This window comes from Brevibacillus borstelensis, from assembly GCF_037834415.1.
In the GTDB taxonomy this organism is placed as follows: domain Bacteria; phylum Bacillota; class Bacilli; order Brevibacillales; family Brevibacillaceae; genus Brevibacillus; species Brevibacillus borstelensis_A.
In genome coordinates this window covers 33,313-50,442 of sequence record NZ_JAUMSJ010000004.1, presented here as the reverse complement: position 1 = coordinate 50,442, position 17,130 = coordinate 33,313, and the positions used below count along the sequence as shown (strand labels likewise).

Sequence of the window (17,130 nt, the reverse complement as noted above, 5' to 3'; positions counted from 1 at the left end):
GAAGCAGATGCTGTTAAATGGGAAAACGGCGTTCGTCACCGGGGGCGGTTCAGGGATGGGAAAGGCAATCTGCCGCCTTTTTGCCAAAGAGGGAGCACAGGTAGCCGTCGTTGACTTGAACAGGGAGGCCGCCGAGGCTGCAGCAAAGGAGTGCGGCTCTCCGGCAATGGCTGTCCAGGCCAACGCAGCCGATGCGGGTTCCGTCGAAGCGGCGGTCACCCGTACCGTGGATCAATTCGGTTCGCTGGATATTGTTGTCAATTGTGCAGGTGTGCCCATGGCGTTCACGCCGGTTGAGGAAGTATCGGAGGAACAGTGGCAACGGACAATGGATGTAAACGTAAAATCGATCTATCTCACGTCAAAGTACGCTGTGCCGAGAATGAAGCAGCAGGGGAGTGGTTCTATTCTGAATATTTGCTCGATTGCGGGCGTACGTGCTCGTCCGGGACTGAATGCGTACTGTGCGTCCAAAGGGGCGGCGATCATGTTGACGAAAGCATTGGCGATCGAGCTTGCGCCCTATCGGATTCGCGTGAATGGGATCAACCCGGGGCCTGCCGAGACTCCCATGCTAAGCAAATTTATGCACGGCGATGAGGAACAGATCGAGAAGGATACGAAGGATATCTTTTTGAGCAGCGTTCCTCTGGGCGCATTGATTCAACCGGACGACATTGCACAGGCGGCTCTCTATTTGTGCAGCGATCTGGCCAAGATCGTTACCGGCGAGATCGTCAACGTCGATGGAGGACGCGGAATCTAACGGGTAAAGGAGGGGACGGCGTGTCGATGGAAGAAATCATTCGTGTAGAGAACGTCTCGTTTTCCTATCAAATGAATCAGGAACAGGTCATCCCTGTCTTGCATGGCGTCTCTTTTGAGGTGTATTCAGGGGAGTATTTGGCGATCATCGGCCATAACGGGTCTGGCAAATCCACGATTTCCAAGCATCTAAACGGCATTTTGACACCGAGTGAGGGAGATGTCTGGGTACACGGGATCAATACGCGGGAAAAAGCCCGCATTCACGAGATTCGCAGCCGGGTCGGAATGGTTTTTCAGCACCCTGACAACCAGATCGTCGCAACGATTGTGGAGGACGATGTGGCGTTCGGCCTGGAAAATATCGGCGTCGCTCCGGCTGAGATGAAGGAACGGGTTGATTTTGCTCTGGAAGCGGTTGGGATGAGTGCGTTTCGACACCGCCCTCCCCATCATTTGTCAGGGGGCCAGAAGCAACGGGTGGCCATCGCCGGCATATTGGCGATGAAGCCGCAGTGCCTCGTCATGGATGAGGCGACGAGCATGCTCGACAGCTACGGAAGGCAGGAAATTTTAGGTGTTGTCCGCAAGCTGCACAGGCAAGGAATGACGATCGTAACGGTTACCCACCACATGTCAGAGGTGGCGGAAGCGGATCGAGTGCTCGTCATGGAGGGCGGGCAAATCGTGATGGAAGGCACTCCCCGGGAGGTATTCGCCCATCAGCAGCGGCTGCAGGAGCTTCATCTGGACGTCCCGGATGCCAGCAGAATCGCCCATCTGGTCCATAGGCAGCATCCCGCTTTTTCCTCTTCGCTCATCCACAACCATGAGATCGTCGAGGAAGTAAAGCGGTTGCACATCAGAACGGCGGAGGCGAGCGGATCTTGAAACAGCCCATCCTGATTACCGAACATCTGTCACATGTGTACATGCAGGGAACGCCCATGGAACACCGGGCTCTGGATGACGTCAGCATTCAGATTGATCGAGGGGAATGCATCGCGATCATCGGACATACCGGGTCCGGCAAATCTACATTGATTCAGCACTTTAATGGTTTGATGCGACCACAGTCAGGGTCTGTGATCATAAACGGCATGAACGTCTCCGATCCAAAACTGGATGTGAAAGCTTTGCGCAGGCAAGTCGGACTCGTCTTTCAAAATCCGGAAGACCAGATTTTCGAAAAGCTGGTCGGCGACGATGTAGCCTACGGTCCGTTTAAAATGGGGCTGCCGCTCGAAGAGGTTCGGCGGCGCGTCGAGTGGGCGATGGAGCTGGTAGGACTCTCTTTTGAAGAGATGAAGGACCGCCCGACATTTGCCCTCAGCGGCGGCCAGAAGCGAAAGGTCGCTTTGGCCGGCGTGCTGTCTCTCCAGCCCAAAATACTCGTTCTGGATGAACCGACAGCAGGTCTGGACCCGCGCTCGCGCAACGAGCTGCTGGAGAGGATCAAACGGTTGAACACAGAAGAGCGCCTTACGGTTATTTTTGTTTCTCACAATATGGAGGAAGTGGCCCATCTGGCGGATCGCGTCTATGTGATGGCAAATGGGCAAGCGGTCTGCGAAGGCACTCCGCGGTCAATTTTCAGCAATCAGGAGCTTCTACACACTCACCATATCGGGACGCCCGAGAGTGTCGATATCTTGTATCGGCTTCGTGCAGAGGGCTATCAGGTCGACCCGGGCGGATACACGGTGGACGAGGCAGCAGACCAGATTGCCAATCTGATCGGGCGATGAGAGGAGGGGAGCAGGATGTCAGCAGAATTCGAACTGACGCGCAATATAACGATCGGCCAGTACCTTCCTACGGGATCAGTCATTCACCGTCTCGATCCCAGATACAAACTGGCAGCGTTTGTCATCATGATCTTGGCGATTGCGGTGTGCAATACGTACATCGGCAACCTGTTTGCGCTGGCGGTTTGCCTGATCATGTTCCGGCTTTCCCATATTCCGCTTCACTACGGGATCTCCGGGGTCAAGCCAGCGGTGCCGTTCATCATTATTCTGGCGATCATGCAGCTGCTGTTTTACGGTGAAATAGCCCGTGGCGGGACCATTTACTTCCAATACGGCTTCATCACCATATCCAGCGAGGTCATCCGGTTGGTCGTCGTTTCCGCCATGCGCTTTGTGGAAGTCATTTTTCTGTCCAGCGTCCTTACATTGAGCACCTCGACAACGGAACTTACCCATGGGATGGAGCGGCTTTTGGGGCCGCTGGAGAAGGTGAAATTCCCCGTGCATGCGTTTGCTTTGATCATCACTATCGCGATCCGCTTTGTTCCTACCTTTGCGATGGAAATGGAAAAGATGATGAAAGCGCAAGCCTCCAGAGGAGCCGATTTTGGCACAGGCGAGTGGTGGAGGATCGTGAAACGGACAAAAGACATGTTCCCGATTATCATCCCGCTCTTTAACGTGGCTCTTTCCCGGGCAGAAGACCTCATTCTCGCTATGGAAGCGCGTTGCTATACGCCTGGGGCCGCTCGTACACGCTATGCTCATTACAGAGCGACGCCAAAGGACTTTGCGGCCATCGGCATCTGTATGATTCTCGCTTTTGTCATGCTCATCATTCCGTGGTGAGGAACAAATTGGGCTGGCCCGTCTTCTGCGGGTGAAGTGTGCGGGGAAGCAGGTTTCAGCCTGCTGCGATGGGAGTCCTCCCTACTGGGGAATCCAATAAAAAAACGAACGAAGGAGGAAAAAGCATGGAAAAAGGGTTGACGGTGCGAAAGATTGTCATCGCTGGTGTGCTCGGAGCCATCGCAATTCTGCTCGGAGTCACCCGTCTCGGCTTCATCCCTGTACCGACAGCTGCCGGGAACGCGACAATCCTGCACATTCCGGCGATTATCGGCGGAATCATGGAAGGCTGGGGCGTCGGTCTGATCATTGGCCTCATTTTTGGTGTCTCATCATTTTTAAACGCAACCGTCCCTCTGTTCAAAGATCCGTTGGTAGCTATCCTGCCGCGCCTGTTCATCGGCGTAGTCGCGTACTTCACCTACGTGGGCTTGCGACAGTTTAACCAGTATGCGGCGATTGGCGTTGCAGGCTTCGTTGGTTCCATGGCCAATACCATCCTCGTCCTGTTGATGGCGGTCATCCGCGGTTACATGCCCGCGGGTGTGGCTGCGACAGTCGCCGTGACCAGCGGTATTCCGGAGGCAATCGTCTCCGTGATCGTCACCTTGGCAGTCGTGGTGGCATGGAAAAAGATTGGCTCATCAGGCAAGCAAAAGTCGAAAATTTCTGGAGATTACTGACGATGAATGGAACGATTACAGATGTTCCCGGCATTTTGGTCGGGCACGCGGAAGATACAGAAGCATTGACAGGCTGCACGGTTATTTTGGCAGAACGTCCTGCCGTTTGCGGGGTGGATGTCCGGGGCTCAGCTCCGGGCACCCGCGAAACCGATTTGCTCGATCCGATCAACCTCGTAAACAATGTGCATGCCGTTTGCTTGGCAGGCGGGAGCGCCTACGGCCTGGATGCGGCAAGCGGGGTGATGCAGTACCTGGAGGAGAAGGGAGTGGGACTTGATGTAGGCTTTGGGATTGTGCCGATTGTCCCTGCGGCTGTCTTGTTTGATTTGTCTGTCGGCAACCCGCGGATAAGGCCTGCTCGGGAGATGGGCTATCTGGCTGCATCACGGGCGAGCGGGCAGCCTCCTAAAGAGGGAAACGTCGGTGCGGGCACAGGCGCCACTGTCGGCAAGCTGAACGGCTTTGCCAAAGCGATGAAAAGCGGGATCGGCTCGGCTTCACGTACATTCCCGGGCGGACTCGTGATCGGCGCGATTGTCGCTGTGAATGCGGTAGGCCATGTCAGAGAGCCGGAGACAGGGCTCATTCTGGCGGGGCCGCGGGATGACGAAGGAAACATCCTCGACAGCCTCGATGTCATGCAAACACAAGCCTTTTCCCTCATACCGCCGGGTACGAATACGACGATCGGTGTCGTCGCCAGCAACGCAGTCCTCACGAAAGCGGAAGCGACCAAAATCGCGCAAATGGCGCATGACGGGCTGGCCCGGACCATTTGTCCCATCCACACCATGCATGACGGGGATACGCTCTTCGCGATGGGAACCGGGCAGGTAGAAGCATCAGCAGACATGGTCGGAGCGCTGTCGGCCGAGATTTTGGCTGAGGCGGTCATCCGCGCGGTTCGGGCGGCAAAGCCAGCAGGCGGGCTGCCTTCCTGCGATTCGATCAGCAGTGAATAGGAAAGGGGCGTAATCTGGATGAATCGAGTCATATCGAGTGTCGATGAAAAAGAAGTAGTGCGCTTGACGCAGGAATTGATCCGCATCCCCAGCGTCTATCGACCGGGGCAGGCGGACGGCAATGAAGAACGTGTCGCCCGGTTTGTGGCTGATTATTTGCGCCAGATGGGGCTTCAGGTTTTTTACGAGGAAGTGGTGCCGGGACGGCCCAATGTGATCGCCTTTTACGACTCCGGCCGTCCGGGCAAAACGCTCCTCTTTGAAGCCCATACGGATGTCGTTACGGAAGGTGACCGCGATGCGTGGAGCTATGATCCGTTTGGCGGCCAGATTTCAGGAAACCGCATCTATGGCCGGGGGTCCTGTGATACAAAAGGCAATCTGGCGGCTGCCATTTGCGCGGTAAAGGCCATCCAGCGATCGGAGCTCCCTTTTTATGGAAAAATCCTGCTTTGCATCCCCTGTGACGAAGAAGGCATGATGATTGGCATCAAGAATTTTATTCGGAGGGGATGGGCAAAGGGCGTCGACGCCGCGATCATTTGCGAGCCGGAGGAAAATCAGCTCTGCATTACGCAAAAAGGAGCCATGCGAGCGATCCTCCGCACCTACGGGAAAATGGCTCACGGCGCCATGCCGCTTACCGGTATCAATCCGAACACGCGAATGGCCAGGGCGATCGTGGCGTTGGAGGAGCTGGAGAGAAAAGAAATGGCGCGATTGGGCAACCATCCCATGTTAGGATGGCCCAGTATTACACCTACCATTTTGCAGGCTCCTGTCCGGGGAGAGGCACAGATCAACGTCGTTCCCGATCAATGCATGACGACGCTGGATATCCGCACAGTTCCGGGGCAGGATCACCAAACCCTGCAGCGGGAAATGAATGACATACTGGAGCGACTTGCTCGCGACGATCACAGCTTCAAAGCGACACTGGAGGTAATCGAGGAACGGCCGTGGACGCTGACTTCCATGGATGAGGAGGTAGTGACTGCTGTCAGCGGAGCATATCGGGAGCTTACGGGAAAGGAACCGGTCTACAATGGCGTTCCCGGCGCGACGGATGGCACATTCCTGCATCAGGCGGGCATTCCGATTCTGACGACAGGGGCGGGGGACCGTCACATTCCGCACCATGCCGATGAGTACGTCGATATGGATCAACTGGTCGAATCGACACAATTATTCGCCTTGTCCGCACTGATGTTTTTAAGACAGCCAGTCCGTGCATGAATTTCCGATGCAAAGAACCTTGCTTGTTCAAAGAGCAAGGTTCTTTCATCGTGTCGGAAAGGTTGGCGACTTTGAACGATCAGGCTTCTTTGAACGCATATAGCTTCCCTTCGCGAAGAACCAGCTGCTGCGAAAGGGCTTTTTAAATCGAGCTTTTCGACAGCTCAGGAGAATCGCGCTGAAAAAAGAATTTGGTAAAACTTGCTCTTCCTATAAGATTTTTTTTACAATAGTGAGAAGGCTGACATGACAAAGGGGGCGCGTCCGCATGGATATGCGTTGGAATCTGGACGTATTGTATACGTCTTTCGAAGCACCTGAATTGAAGCAAGACTGGGAGAAGCTTTCCCGGGCGATTGAAGAACTGCAAAATTGGACGAAGCAAAACCTGCAATCTCAGGCCGACGCCGTAGAGAAGATGGAAGCGTACATAACCAAGCTGACCGCGATCCTGCAGATACAGTCCCGTCTTTACAGCTTCGCCGAGCTGACGGCAAGCGTGGATGCGAAAAATGAAAAGGCGTTGCAGCTGGTGGAACGGATTCAAAACCAAGCTGTCGAGCTGGTGGAGCCAGGGGTGCTCTTTCAGAAATGGCTGGGTGGACTTGACCAGCTGGAGACTTTGATCGCAAAATCTCCCTTGCTGGAAACCCATCGCTATTTCCTTGCTGAGACGGCAGAGAAGAGCAAATATTTGCTAAGTGAAAAAGAAGAAATCGTTTTGGCCAAGATGAAAAACACGGGCTCCAATGCCTGGGCAAAGCTGCAGGAATTGCTCACCTCCACACTCTTGGTCGACATTGCGGTAGACGGGGAACAAAAACAGCTGCCTCTGCCGGTCGTCCGCAATATGGCGTTTGAAAAAGATCCGCAGGCACGGAAAACGGCATACGAAGCGGAGCTTGCCGCCTATAAGAAAATCGAGGAATCATCCGCTGCCAGTCTGAACGGGATCAAAGGCGAAGTGATCACGGTAGCCAAGCTGCGCGGCTACGAGTCTGCCTTGGACAAGACACTGCAAGACTCCCGTATGGACAAAGTGACGCTGGATGCGATGCTGACGGCAATGCGCGAGAGCTTGCCTGCCTTCCATAAATACTATCGGGCCAAAGCCAAGCTGCTGGGGCATGAAAACGGACTTCCGTTCTATGATATGTTCGCTCCCGTTGGCGAAGCCGACATGCGATTCACGTATCAAGAAGCGCGCGACTTCATCGTCAAGCACTTTGGCAGCTTTAGCGACAAGCTGGCACAGTACGCAGCGCGTGCCTTTGACAACCGCTGGATTGACGCCGAGCCGAGGGAAGGAAAGCGCGGCGGAGCGTTTTGCTACAACCTTCACGTAGTCAAGGAAAGCCGGATCATGGCCAACTTTACTGGCAGCTACAACGACGTCAGCACGCTCGCCCACGAGCTGGGCCACGGCTATCACGGAGAATGCCTCGTTGAAGAAGCCTTCCTCAATAGCGATTATCCGATGCCGATCGCCGAGACCGCGTCCATCCTCTGCGAAACGATCATTGCCAAGGCGGCTTTGGAGCAAGCTTCTGAAGAAGAGGCGTTTACAATCCTGGAAAACGATCTTTCCGGAGCGGGCCAGGTCATCGTCGACATTTACAGCCGGTACCTGTTTGAGACTGAGCTGTTTACACGCCGCGAAGAAGGCTCGCTCTCTGTCAATGAGCTGAAAGCGATCATGCTGCAGGCCCAGAAGGATGCGTACGGAGACTGCTTGGATCACGATGTGCTGCATCCCTACATGTGGGTGTGCAAGCCTCACTATTACTATGGAGACTACAATTTCTACAACTTCCCCTACGCATTCGGCCTGTTGTTTGCGAAAGGGCTGTACGCCGAGTATCGCAAGCGCGGCCAGTCTTTCGTCCAGCAGTACGACGAGCTTTTGGCTGTAACCGGCAAAGAAAAAATCGAGGATGTGGCGGCCATCATGGATGTCGATGTGCGCTCGGCTGATTTTTGGCGCGGCTCCCTCCAATTGATTGCGGAGGATATCGAGCAATTCGTCAGCCTGGCTGCATCCCGGAACAAATGACAAGATAGGAAAGAAGAGCCTGATTGATCGGGCTTTTCTTTTTTTGTATAGCAGAGAGGTCGTCAGGAGAGCATAAGAGAAGCAACGGGAATCATCAAAGAATTGTTGACGAGGTGATACTGTGTTGAACGGATTGCAGTTATTGGACCTGTTACGGGAAACGGAAAACAAAATGCTGCATTTACATAGAGCGATCGACCGAATCAGCAGCGAGCCGGACTTTAAAGAAACGGTCAGCGTGTTAACGGTTGTAGTGCGCGATTATCAGATGCAGCTGGACAAAATGAAGCATGCACTGAGAAATATCGAAATCAATCAGCAGCAAAACCATGCTGTGCAGCATGAAAACACGCAGCACTAGTTGTGAAAAGCCTTCCAATCGGAATTGGAAGGCAATTTTTTTTGGGAGCAACCTACTAATTTCGAGGGGGTTTCCGGTCCCATTTTTTGATCCGGTTTTCTCGAAAGCTATGCTTTTTTTCCGAACAGTTCTGACAATGTTGCAGGACTTGCAACAAAAAATCATGGGAGGATGGGTATAAATTTGCCGTTTGATTACATTTTCTTTACGAAGGCCAACGGAAGCATGCAGGTATGGGCGACTATGGCCGCTGGCGATATTCTTGCTTATAATGACCGACAAGCGCGTTTGACAATAACAGGAATGGAGCAATCGAAATGGGGAAGACAGTGATTCGCAGACGGATCGGGTGGCTCTTTCTCACGATTTTGGCGGGCTTGTTATGCGGGTACTTCATTTGGGGGGATCCTATCTTCGCCCGTGTGGAAACAAAGCAAACAGAGGAAGGGTACAGCCTGAAATTCCGTACGAACAAGGATCAGTTCCAGATGTACGAGGATGGTGCGTGGAAGCCCTACTTTGTAAAAGGGATCAATCTGGGGGCGTCCCTCCCCGGCCACTACCCCGGCGAGCTGCCGATCCAAAAAGCGGATTATCTTCGCTGGTTTGGCATGATGCATGAACTGGGTGTAAGGGCGGTCCGTATTTACACGATCCACCAGCCTGTCTTCTATGAAGCGCTGGTCGAGTTCAACCGAAAGCACGCGGATGACCCGCTTTATTTTATCCAGGGAATCTGGTCTCCAGAAGAAGCGCTGATCGAAAAAAAGGACGCGTTTTTGCCGGAAATACGAAAAGAATTCCGCGATGAAATTGAAGCTGCTGTGGGAGCTGTATACGGCGATACGACATTGCCTGAGAAAAGGGGGAAGGCAAGCGGAGCCTATACGGCAAACGCCGGGCAATACCTGATGGCCTGGCATATCGGAACGGAGTGGGACCCGGAGATGGTCAAGAATACCAACGGGATTCGGAAAGCGGAACCGCGTTACCAGGGGAAGCATTTTCAAGCGACAGAGAAGGCGGCTCCCTTTGAATACTGGCTGGCGGAAATGCTCGACTATGCAGCCGAACTCGAATCCAAACGCGGCTGGCAGCATCCGTTGACCTTTACCAATTGGGTGACGACAGATCCGCTGGAGCATCCAGGCGAGCCAATGATTCACGAAGACATGGTGAGCGTTGATCCGACGCACATCCAGCCAGTGAAGTGGGATGCCGGTTATTTCGCAGCCTATCACGTATATCCGTATTACCCGGACCTCTTCCGGTACGACGACACCCTGAAAAACGTCCGTAACGAAAAAGGGGAAATCGATACATACAAAGCGTATTTGCGAAAGCTGAAGGCCCACCATCCAAACATCCCGGTCATGGTGACCGAGTTCGGCGTCCCTTCGTCCGTCGGAGTCGCGCATCTGGGGACACTCGGGCGAGACCAGGGCGGGCACGATGAACGGGAACAGGGCCGCATCAATGGAGAATTGTTGCGGGAAATTTCCACAGAAGGATATGCCGGCGCCATTTTGTTTACGTGGCAGGATGAATGGTTTAAGCGCACCTGGAACACGATGCGCTTCGAGATCCCCGACGACAGCCGGGCCTATTGGAAGAATGAGCTGACGAACGAATCCTTCTTTGGCTTGCTCGCGATGGACGCGGGGCTGGAGAATGTGATCAAGATCGATGGCAGCCCAGACGATTGGGACAAGCTGAAAGAGGGAGAAAAGACGAAGCTGAATGGGGGCTTGGCGGGTGTCCGCGACATCTGGGCTGCACATGATGAGGCATATGTCTACTTTCTGGTTCACCTTGATCAAGCGCTGCAGCCAGGTCGCGAAAGCCTGGTCATCGGAATCGACACGCTGCCGGGCGGCAACAAAACATCGCCAGAGCTGCCGGGGCTGCGTCTGGATGAAGGGTTGGAAGCGATCATCCGCCTGGGAGACGACAAGGAAAGCGAAGTCAAAATCGCATCCGGCTACGATTTCCATAAAAGGCTGTACGGACAGCGCTACGGCATGATTCCGTACACAGACGCCGAGCGAAAAGGAGATTCGGGGCTGTTCGTTCCGTGGAAGCTGGCTGTCGGACTGGAAATGAGTCCGCCTGATACGAAAGGGACGCATCCTTTTGAGGATGTTGCCGTAGGCCGGATGAAACGGGGAACCAATGTACCCGGAAGAGCAGGATACAGCTCGCAAGCGAACTGGGAAACGAGCGGCGAATGGGTAGAAATCCGAATTCCCTGGATGCTGCTCGGATACACCGACCCGAGCACAAAGCAGGTGATGAGTTACAAGGACTTGATCTCAACCGCCTCGGAGGGCATCCGTGTCATCGCCATGCGGCAGGAAAAAACAAGCGGAAAAATTCTGGGTCTTACACCCGAACAAAACGTAAAGCTGACCTCCCACGGGAGCTATACATGGTCCCAGTGGAGTCTGCCCCGGTACTCGGAGCGGAAAAAGGAGAGCTACTCCATCTATCAAAAAGCGCTGGAGTCTATTCCCACTTACCGCTAGTCAAGGGAGAAAGAGGTGATTAAAAAATGTTTCAGCAATTGCAAACCGCATATCTGTTTCTAATCGTTTCATCGGTGTTGATCGCTGCGGGGATCATCGCGCTTCTGTGTTTGAAATGCAGACACTTGTACGTGACCAGGGAAAAGCAGAAATCGGCAGCAAGACTTCAGGATTACATCGCCTATGTTCTTTCTCATCTCGATGACGATCAGCCGCTGGAGTCCCCCGCATTCCAATTGGCTAAGAGAGATGTGCAGGTTTTGGAAGAAAAGCTGATTGAAATTGCCGAGCGCGTAAAAGGCAAACATCGGGAGCAGCTGACGGCCCTTTTCGAAAAGCTGGGGCTGCCCGAGCTGGAAATCAGCCGATTGAAACAGCTGCCGGGGCCGCTTCGCACCGATGCCGCCTACAAGCTGGGAGCGATGGGCCACGAAAAGGCGACGCCGGCGCTGCTTTCGATGCTCCGGGCGGAGAACGACGAAGCGGGACGGTATATCATCGCGAGGGCCATCGCCCGTTGTACGCGAAATATCTCCGACTTGCGCGAGATGGTCGAAGCGATGATCAAGTCCTCTCATGATTCGCCGAAGCTGTTGGCGGAGGTGCTGGGAGACTCGCGCCTTGATCTTTTGCCATTGCTGCGCGAGTGGATCAAGAGCGGCGACTCCCGCTTCACGTTGGTCGCTTTGGCCAGCCTGCCGGCGACGTCTCTCGATGAATCGTTGATCGACAGCTTGTGGCAGCTGCTCGACGCAGAGGAGAAAGAAGTGAGAATCCAGGCAGCCAGACTCGTCTTGTCAGATGTAAAGAGTTCGTCAGAGCAGATTCACTCCCTTATGGCAAACGAAGACTGGGAGGTTCGCGCACTCGCCGTCAAAGCAATCGGGACCTGGCAGGATGCAGCAAAGATTCCCGTCCTTCTCAAGGCGCTGGATGATCAGAATTGGTGGGTGAAATACCACGCCGCTCGCAGTCTGGTCAAGGTGGGGGCAGAAGGCTTCCAGGCTCTGTGCGAGGTCGCTTCCCGCACTACCCATAAAGAAACGGCCGATCTGGCGATGCAGCAGCTGCGGGAAGTACTGCGCGAGGAAAGGCTCGCCGGGCAGGGGCTGTCTGGCTCTGATGAGCGGGATCACAAGCTGACGATCTACGACTCCTATTTCAACCGCCAAAAAGAGCGGGTGATCTGATGAGAGGAGAGGAGGAACTATGCGCGATTTATTGCTCGGATACGGGTTGTTCGCGATGTACTACGTCTTCGTGGTCAATTCGATCTACCTGGTTATCAACATTTTTTCGCACTTGAATATTTCGACGATCATGAAGCGCTCCCGATTTTCCCGCTTTGAATCGCTGGCGGGCTCGGAAAGGGTGCCCCCAGTGTCGATTTTGGTGCCAGCCTACAATGAGGAGCTGACCATTATTGAAAATGTACGTTCCCTGCTGGCTTTGCATTACCCTCAGTACGAGGTCATTGTCATCAACGATGGATCAAAGGATGAAACGCTGAATGTGCTGATTCGCGAATTCGGGCTGAAACGGCAATCACACGTCTATGTCCGCAATGTCGTGCATTCCTCCCCGATTGCGGGGATTTACCACAACCCGCAGTATCCGCAGCTGTTCGTGATTGACAAAAACAATGGGGGCAAAGCGGACTCGCTCAATGCCGGGATCAACTTCTCCCATTATCCGCTGATCGCATCGATCGACGCGGACTCCTTGCTGGAGCGGGACGCGCTGATCAGGATGGCACAGGTCTACATGGAAAATCCGGATGAAACGGTAGCGATCGGCGGCAATGTGCGGATTGCCAATGGCTGCAAAATTGAGGACGGGATCGTCAAGGAAGTGAATCTGCCGAAGAAAATTTTGCCGATGTTTCAGACCATCGAGTACATGAAAGCCTTTCTCGGCGGTCGGATTGGATGGAGCGCGCTCAACGGGCTGATTATCGTTTCCGGGGCCTTCGGCCTTTTCCGCAAGGACGCTGTCATCGATGTCGGCGGCTACCGCGAAGGCTACCCCGGCGAAGACATGAACATCATCATCAAGCTGCACAAGCACATGCTGGAGAACAAAAAGAAATACCGCATCGCGTTCTGTCCGGATGCCGTTTGCTGGACACAAGCCCCCGACACCTTGCACATTTTGGCGAGCCAGAGGAAGCGATGGGGGCGCGGAAATCTGAAAAACATGATCGAATACCGCCACATGCTGTTTAATCCGAGATACAAGATCATGGGCTTGTTGACGATGCCCTACAACGTGTTGTTTGAGACGCTGAATCCGTACTTCAAGCTAACCGGCTTTCTCGCGCTGATCGGGTACAGCTTTTACGATATGACCCATGCCTACATTGTGCTTGTCTTCCTGGCGATCAATCTGCTGTATGGGTACTTGCTTACGATCAGCGGCATTTTGCTGGAAGAACTGGCCTTCCGACGATACACGAAGGTCAGTGACCTGATCAAGCTGCTCGGGTACGGTTTGCTGATGTTCTTCGGATACTATCAAGTGGGCGCGATTTGGCGTGTCCTTGGACATATCGATTTTCTCAGGAACAACAACACCTGGGGTGTCATGACGCGCCAAAGCTGGAAGGTAGAGACACGTCAGTCATAAGGAAGAAGGGGTGGACGAAATGCATGATGAAAAGCTGGCGTACTTTTTTCGTTACTACGAAGCAAGTGATTTGTCCTGCGGCATGATTGCTGTACGCTGCCGGGAGAGGGGAGACTCGGACTGGAAAGAACTGCAGCCGTTTCTGGCAGACAAGGAGCCAGAGCATGCCGCACAGCTTTTTTACGACGAAAAGTCAAAGCGGCTCGTCATTCTTTTGGACGGTGCCAGCCTGGCGCAAACCCATTACCTGGCCCTGTCGATGAAAGAACACCTTCAGAAAAATGAACAGCTTGCCGGTGGAATCTGCGTAGCCGGGTATCCGGAGAGCGGTGCTTCCATGGGCGAAATCCTAATGGAGATGACAGCTAGACTGACGCATTCTGTTTCATTTGCATCCGCCATTCAGGTGGTTGCCCGCCACGAGCACAAATGGGAGCGAAGGCCCCGGCTTTTGCTGGTAGAAAATGATCCTGTCATCCAGCAAATCCTGGTTGTTCGTCTCGCTCGAAACGGCTACGAAATATTTCTGGCGGGGGACGGGATGGAGGGAAAGGAAAAAGTCCAGCAGGTACAGCCGGACCTGGTTATCACCGAGCTTACGCTTCCGGTCATGAATGGCTATCAGCTGATCGATTGGCTGAAAGCGCAGCATGAGCCGGCAGCGACAGACCGCTGCAAAATCGTGGTATTGACGGACAAGCGCCTGGAAGAGGATATGTCGCAGTGCTTCCGAAAAGGAGTCGCTGACTTTTTGACAAAACCGTTTTCTCCTGTCGAATTGGATTGGCGTATCAAACGCTTGCTTGTTTCCTAGATAAATACAACCGGAGGGATGCCAGATGGATAGATTTACCGCATTGCAACAGAAAATCGAAGCGAAAACGGCAAAAGTCGGGGTCATTGGACTTGGGTATGTGGGACTCCCCTTGGCCATCGAGATGGCCAGTAGCGGATTCACTGTATTTGGGGTTGACCTGGATCTGAAAAAAATCGAGGCCTTGCAGCGTGGAGAGTCTTACATACGGGATGTGCCAAACGAACCTGTTGACCAACTGGTCAAAGAAGGAAAATTTATACCGACCAGCGATTATCGGGTGCTGAAGGAGCTGGATGCGATCAGCATCTGCGTACCTACTCCCTTGAGCGAAAATCAGGACCCGGATACATCGTACATCTCTCGCGTCGTCGACCAGATCAAGCATCATATCCAAAATGGACCGCTGATCACACTCGAAAGCACTACCTACCCGGGTACGACGGAAGAGCTGATCCAGTGGGAGCTGGAACGCATGGGCTATCAGGTCGGGAGCGACTTCTTTCTGTGCTTCTCCCCGGAGCGTGTAGACCCGGGAAACAGCCGTTTTTCCACGACGAATACGCCAAAGGTGATCGGCGGAACGACAGAAAGATGCTTGGCGCTCGGCGTGTTGTTGTACAGCAACTTCATCAGCCAAGTCGTGCCGGTGTCGTCGACCAAGGTAGCCGAAATGTCAAAGCTTTTGGAAAACACCTTCCGCAGCATCAACATCGCGTTTATCAACGAAATGGCTTTAATGTGCGAGCGGATGGGCATCGACGTATGGGAAGTAATCAAAGCGTCCTCCACAAAGCCGTTCGGTTTCATGCCGTTTTATCCCGGACCGGGTATCGGCGGTCACTGCATCCCGCTGGACCCGATGTATTTGTCCTGGAAAGCAAAAGGCTATCGCTTCTTTAGCAAATTCATCGATCTGGCACAGTCGATCAACAACAGCATGCCGGATCATGTCGTTTACAAGACGTCTGTGATCCTCAACATGTACGCCAAGTCCATCCGCAACTCGCGCGTGCTGCTGCTCGGCATGGCTTACAAACCCGATATTGACGATTTGCGCGAATCGCCATCCTTGCAGGTCTATGAGCTGTTTAAAGAAGCTGGAGCGCTCGTCGAATACTACGATCCTTATGCCAAAACATTCATAGACAAGAGTGGGAAAGAAGTCAAAAGCGTGTCATATGACCCGAAAGCGTGGAGAAATTATGACTGCATGGTGCTGCTGACGAATCATCGGGTATTCAACTACCAGGAATTCGCGGAGCTGGGTGTCGCGATTCTGGATACCCGCAACGCCTTTGACGGTGTACACCCGCCGCATCTGTTCAAGCTCGGCAATGCGGTCAAAATGGTACACGCTCCGGAAGCCTCACTGGCTATCTGAAAAACGAAAGGTCTGGCTGGAACCGCACGCAACGAGACGTGGGGCTTCCAGACAGACCTTTCTGCCTTTGTACAAGAAAAACGGCAATCGCGCATCGCTCTTGCCGTTTTCGTCCCTTGCTTGTGCTTATTCGCTAACATAACGCTTGACGCCGAAGAACGGATAAAGCTTGTGCATGTTTTCCAGCTTCTCGTAGCGAACCTCGTCGCCATTGGCATGTACCATCATGCCGTCGCCAAGGTAGATCGCGACGTGGGACACGCGTCCGTTTTTCATCGTGTCGTAGAAAATGAGGTCGCCAGGGACCGCTTTTTCCAGGGGGACGGCTTGTCCGCCGCGGAACTGCTCTTCTGAGGTGCGAGGCAAGGCAATCCCCAATTTTTTGAATACGTAGAAAGTAAACCCGCTGCAGTCAAAGCCGCCGTCTGGAGTCGTACCGCCCGTTACGTAAGGGGTGTGTAATAGGGGTTCGAAGACACGGTGCAGCTTTTTGCTAGAGAAAGAAGGGGCTTCAAGCTCCTCAGATTCATCGGAAGAGAAGGAAGACGCTTCATTCAAAAAAGCGGTGGACACAAATAATTCTCTTTGATCAAAACTGATTTTTGTCCATTCTACTCCTGGCTCCAAGACTTCTACAACCGCTCCCATTGGGAGCTTGCCGACGACTTCCGCCTCCAGGGAAGGCGACTTGCGTACATTCACGACGTCTCCCGTAATCCGGGCTTTCATGCCGGGGCGGATCGCGGATGAATGCGTAGAAGCGATGATATCCGCAGGCGCTTCGTTTTCCGATGCAGTCACATCCGCAACCGTTTGAGCAGGGGGAGCCGCTGTTCCCGGCAATGTGAGGCTTTGACCGATCGACAGCCGGTCAGAAGTCAACTGATTTGCTTGCATGAGGTCTTCAACCGTTGTCTGATTCTCCCTGGCAATTTTCATCAGTGTGTCGCCCGCCTGAACAACATACGCAGGGGAAGACGCGTGGGCGGTCATCGGCATGAGCGAACAAACGGAGAGGATGGTGAGTATTCTTGTCGTTTTTTTCATTCAGGATCGTCTCCATTTTTTACAGAATTCCGCAATGTGCTACATTAATTGTAGCGAAAAATGACTGGTAAA

At 53.6% G+C, this 17,130-nt stretch carries 15 protein-coding genes; 14 read left to right on the top strand and 1 reads right to left on the bottom strand.

What is annotated here, in order from left to right; translation table 11 throughout:
* Window positions 1-7: 7 nt before the first annotated feature.
* From Q3F21_RS05650 to Q3F21_RS05585, 14 genes are all read left to right on the top strand, one after another.
* Window positions 8-766, top strand: a complete 759-nt coding sequence (locus tag Q3F21_RS05650; protein WP_340250488.1) for a glucose 1-dehydrogenase — start codon at window positions 8-10, stop codon at window positions 764-766.
* Window positions 767-792: 26 nt separating this feature from the next.
* Complete coding sequence (locus Q3F21_RS05645) at window positions 793-1,656, top strand: energy-coupling factor transporter ATPase (protein ID WP_425341217.1); 864 nt, start codon at window positions 793-795, stop codon at window positions 1,654-1,656.
* On the top strand, window positions 1,653-2,513 hold the full coding sequence (locus Q3F21_RS05640) for an energy-coupling factor transporter ATPase (protein WP_340250486.1): 861 nt from the start codon (window positions 1,653-1,655) through the stop codon (window positions 2,511-2,513). The genes Q3F21_RS05645 and Q3F21_RS05640 overlap by 4 nt, the downstream gene beginning before the upstream one ends.
* A 15-nt stretch (window positions 2,514-2,528) precedes the next feature.
* On the top strand, window positions 2,529-3,365 hold the full coding sequence (locus Q3F21_RS05635; RefSeq protein ID WP_340250485.1) for an energy-coupling factor transporter transmembrane component T family protein: 837 nt from the start codon (window positions 2,529-2,531) through the stop codon (window positions 3,363-3,365).
* Between the two features lie 125 nt (window positions 3,366-3,490).
* A complete protein-coding gene (locus Q3F21_RS05630) occupies window positions 3,491-4,048 on the top strand; it encodes an ECF transporter S component (RefSeq protein ID WP_340250483.1) in 558 nt (185 codons plus the stop codon).
* 2 nt (window positions 4,049-4,050) lie between these two features.
* Complete coding sequence (locus Q3F21_RS05625; protein ID WP_340250482.1) at window positions 4,051-5,013, top strand: P1 family peptidase; 963 nt, start codon at window positions 4,051-4,053, stop codon at window positions 5,011-5,013.
* 18 nt (window positions 5,014-5,031) lie between these two features.
* The gene (locus tag Q3F21_RS05620; RefSeq protein WP_340250481.1) at window positions 5,032-6,249 is read left to right on the top strand and encodes an ArgE/DapE family deacylase; all 1,218 of its coding nucleotides are present in this window, start codon (window positions 5,032-5,034) and stop codon (window positions 6,247-6,249) included.
* Window positions 6,250-6,517: 268 nt separating this feature from the next.
* Entirely contained in the window at window positions 6,518-8,302 is a 1,785-nt protein-coding gene (locus tag Q3F21_RS05615; RefSeq protein WP_340250480.1) for a M3 family oligoendopeptidase, read from the top strand.
* Between the two features lie 121 nt (window positions 8,303-8,423).
* Window positions 8,424-8,663 carry a hypothetical protein gene (locus tag Q3F21_RS05610; protein WP_340250479.1) on the top strand — a complete coding sequence of 80 codons (240 nt, stop codon included), beginning with the start codon at window positions 8,424-8,426 and terminating at the stop codon, window positions 8,661-8,663.
* A gap of 317 nt (window positions 8,664-8,980) precedes the next feature.
* A complete protein-coding gene (locus Q3F21_RS05605; RefSeq protein WP_340250478.1) occupies window positions 8,981-11,188 on the top strand; it encodes a hypothetical protein in 2,208 nt (735 codons plus the stop codon).
* 26 nt (window positions 11,189-11,214) lie between these two features.
* A complete protein-coding gene (locus Q3F21_RS05600) occupies window positions 11,215-12,378 on the top strand; it encodes a HEAT repeat domain-containing protein (protein ID WP_340250477.1) in 1,164 nt (387 codons plus the stop codon).
* Between the two features lie 19 nt (window positions 12,379-12,397).
* Window positions 12,398-13,813, top strand: coding sequence for a glycosyltransferase (locus Q3F21_RS05595; protein WP_340250475.1), 1,416 nt, complete (start codon window positions 12,398-12,400; stop codon window positions 13,811-13,813).
* A gap of 19 nt (window positions 13,814-13,832) precedes the next feature.
* The gene (locus Q3F21_RS05590) at window positions 13,833-14,627 is read left to right on the top strand and encodes a response regulator transcription factor (RefSeq protein ID WP_340250715.1); all 795 of its coding nucleotides are present in this window, start codon (window positions 13,833-13,835) and stop codon (window positions 14,625-14,627) included.
* 25 nt (window positions 14,628-14,652) lie between these two features.
* On the top strand, window positions 14,653-16,011 hold the full coding sequence (locus Q3F21_RS05585) for a nucleotide sugar dehydrogenase (protein ID WP_340250474.1): 1,359 nt from the start codon (window positions 14,653-14,655) through the stop codon (window positions 16,009-16,011).
* A gap of 126 nt (window positions 16,012-16,137) precedes the next feature.
* Here Q3F21_RS05585 and Q3F21_RS05580 read toward each other — a convergent pair whose 3' ends face one another.
* Complete coding sequence (locus Q3F21_RS05580) at window positions 16,138-17,058, bottom strand: C40 family peptidase (protein WP_340250473.1); 921 nt, start codon at window positions 17,056-17,058, stop codon at window positions 16,138-16,140.
* Between the last annotated feature and the right edge of the window lie 72 nt (window positions 17,059-17,130).

What these genes read in the sequence shown, in the direction of transcription:
- Q3F21_RS05650 (WP_340250488.1), top strand. Translation starts at nt 8, where the DNA reads ATGCTGTTAAATGGGAAAACGGCGTTCGTCACCGGGGGCGGTTCAGGG.
- Q3F21_RS05645 (WP_425341217.1), top strand. Translation starts at nt 793, where the DNA reads ATGGAAGAAATCATTCGTGTAGAGAACGTCTCGTTTTCCTATCAAATG.
- Q3F21_RS05635 (WP_340250485.1), top strand. Translation starts at nt 2,529, where the DNA reads ATGTCAGCAGAATTCGAACTGACGCGCAATATAACGATCGGCCAGTAC.
- Q3F21_RS05630 (WP_340250483.1), top strand. Translation starts at nt 3,491, where the DNA reads ATGGAAAAAGGGTTGACGGTGCGAAAGATTGTCATCGCTGGTGTGCTC.
- Q3F21_RS05625 (WP_340250482.1), top strand. Translation starts at nt 4,051, where the DNA reads ATGAATGGAACGATTACAGATGTTCCCGGCATTTTGGTCGGGCACGCG.
- Q3F21_RS05620 (WP_340250481.1), top strand. Translation starts at nt 5,032, where the DNA reads ATGAATCGAGTCATATCGAGTGTCGATGAAAAAGAAGTAGTGCGCTTG.
- Q3F21_RS05615 (WP_340250480.1), top strand. Translation starts at nt 6,518, where the DNA reads ATGGATATGCGTTGGAATCTGGACGTATTGTATACGTCTTTCGAAGCA.
- Q3F21_RS05605 (WP_340250478.1), top strand. Translation starts at nt 8,981, where the DNA reads ATGGGGAAGACAGTGATTCGCAGACGGATCGGGTGGCTCTTTCTCACG.
- Q3F21_RS05600 (WP_340250477.1), top strand. Translation starts at nt 11,215, where the DNA reads ATGTTTCAGCAATTGCAAACCGCATATCTGTTTCTAATCGTTTCATCG.
- Q3F21_RS05595 (WP_340250475.1), top strand. Translation starts at nt 12,398, where the DNA reads ATGCGCGATTTATTGCTCGGATACGGGTTGTTCGCGATGTACTACGTC.
- Q3F21_RS05590 (WP_340250715.1), top strand. Translation starts at nt 13,833, where the DNA reads ATGCATGATGAAAAGCTGGCGTACTTTTTTCGTTACTACGAAGCAAGT.
- Q3F21_RS05585 (WP_340250474.1), top strand. Translation starts at nt 14,653, where the DNA reads ATGGATAGATTTACCGCATTGCAACAGAAAATCGAAGCGAAAACGGCA.
- Q3F21_RS05580 (WP_340250473.1), bottom strand. Translation starts at nt 17,058, where the DNA reads ATGAAAAAAACGACAAGAATACTCACCATCCTCTCCGTTTGTTCGCTC.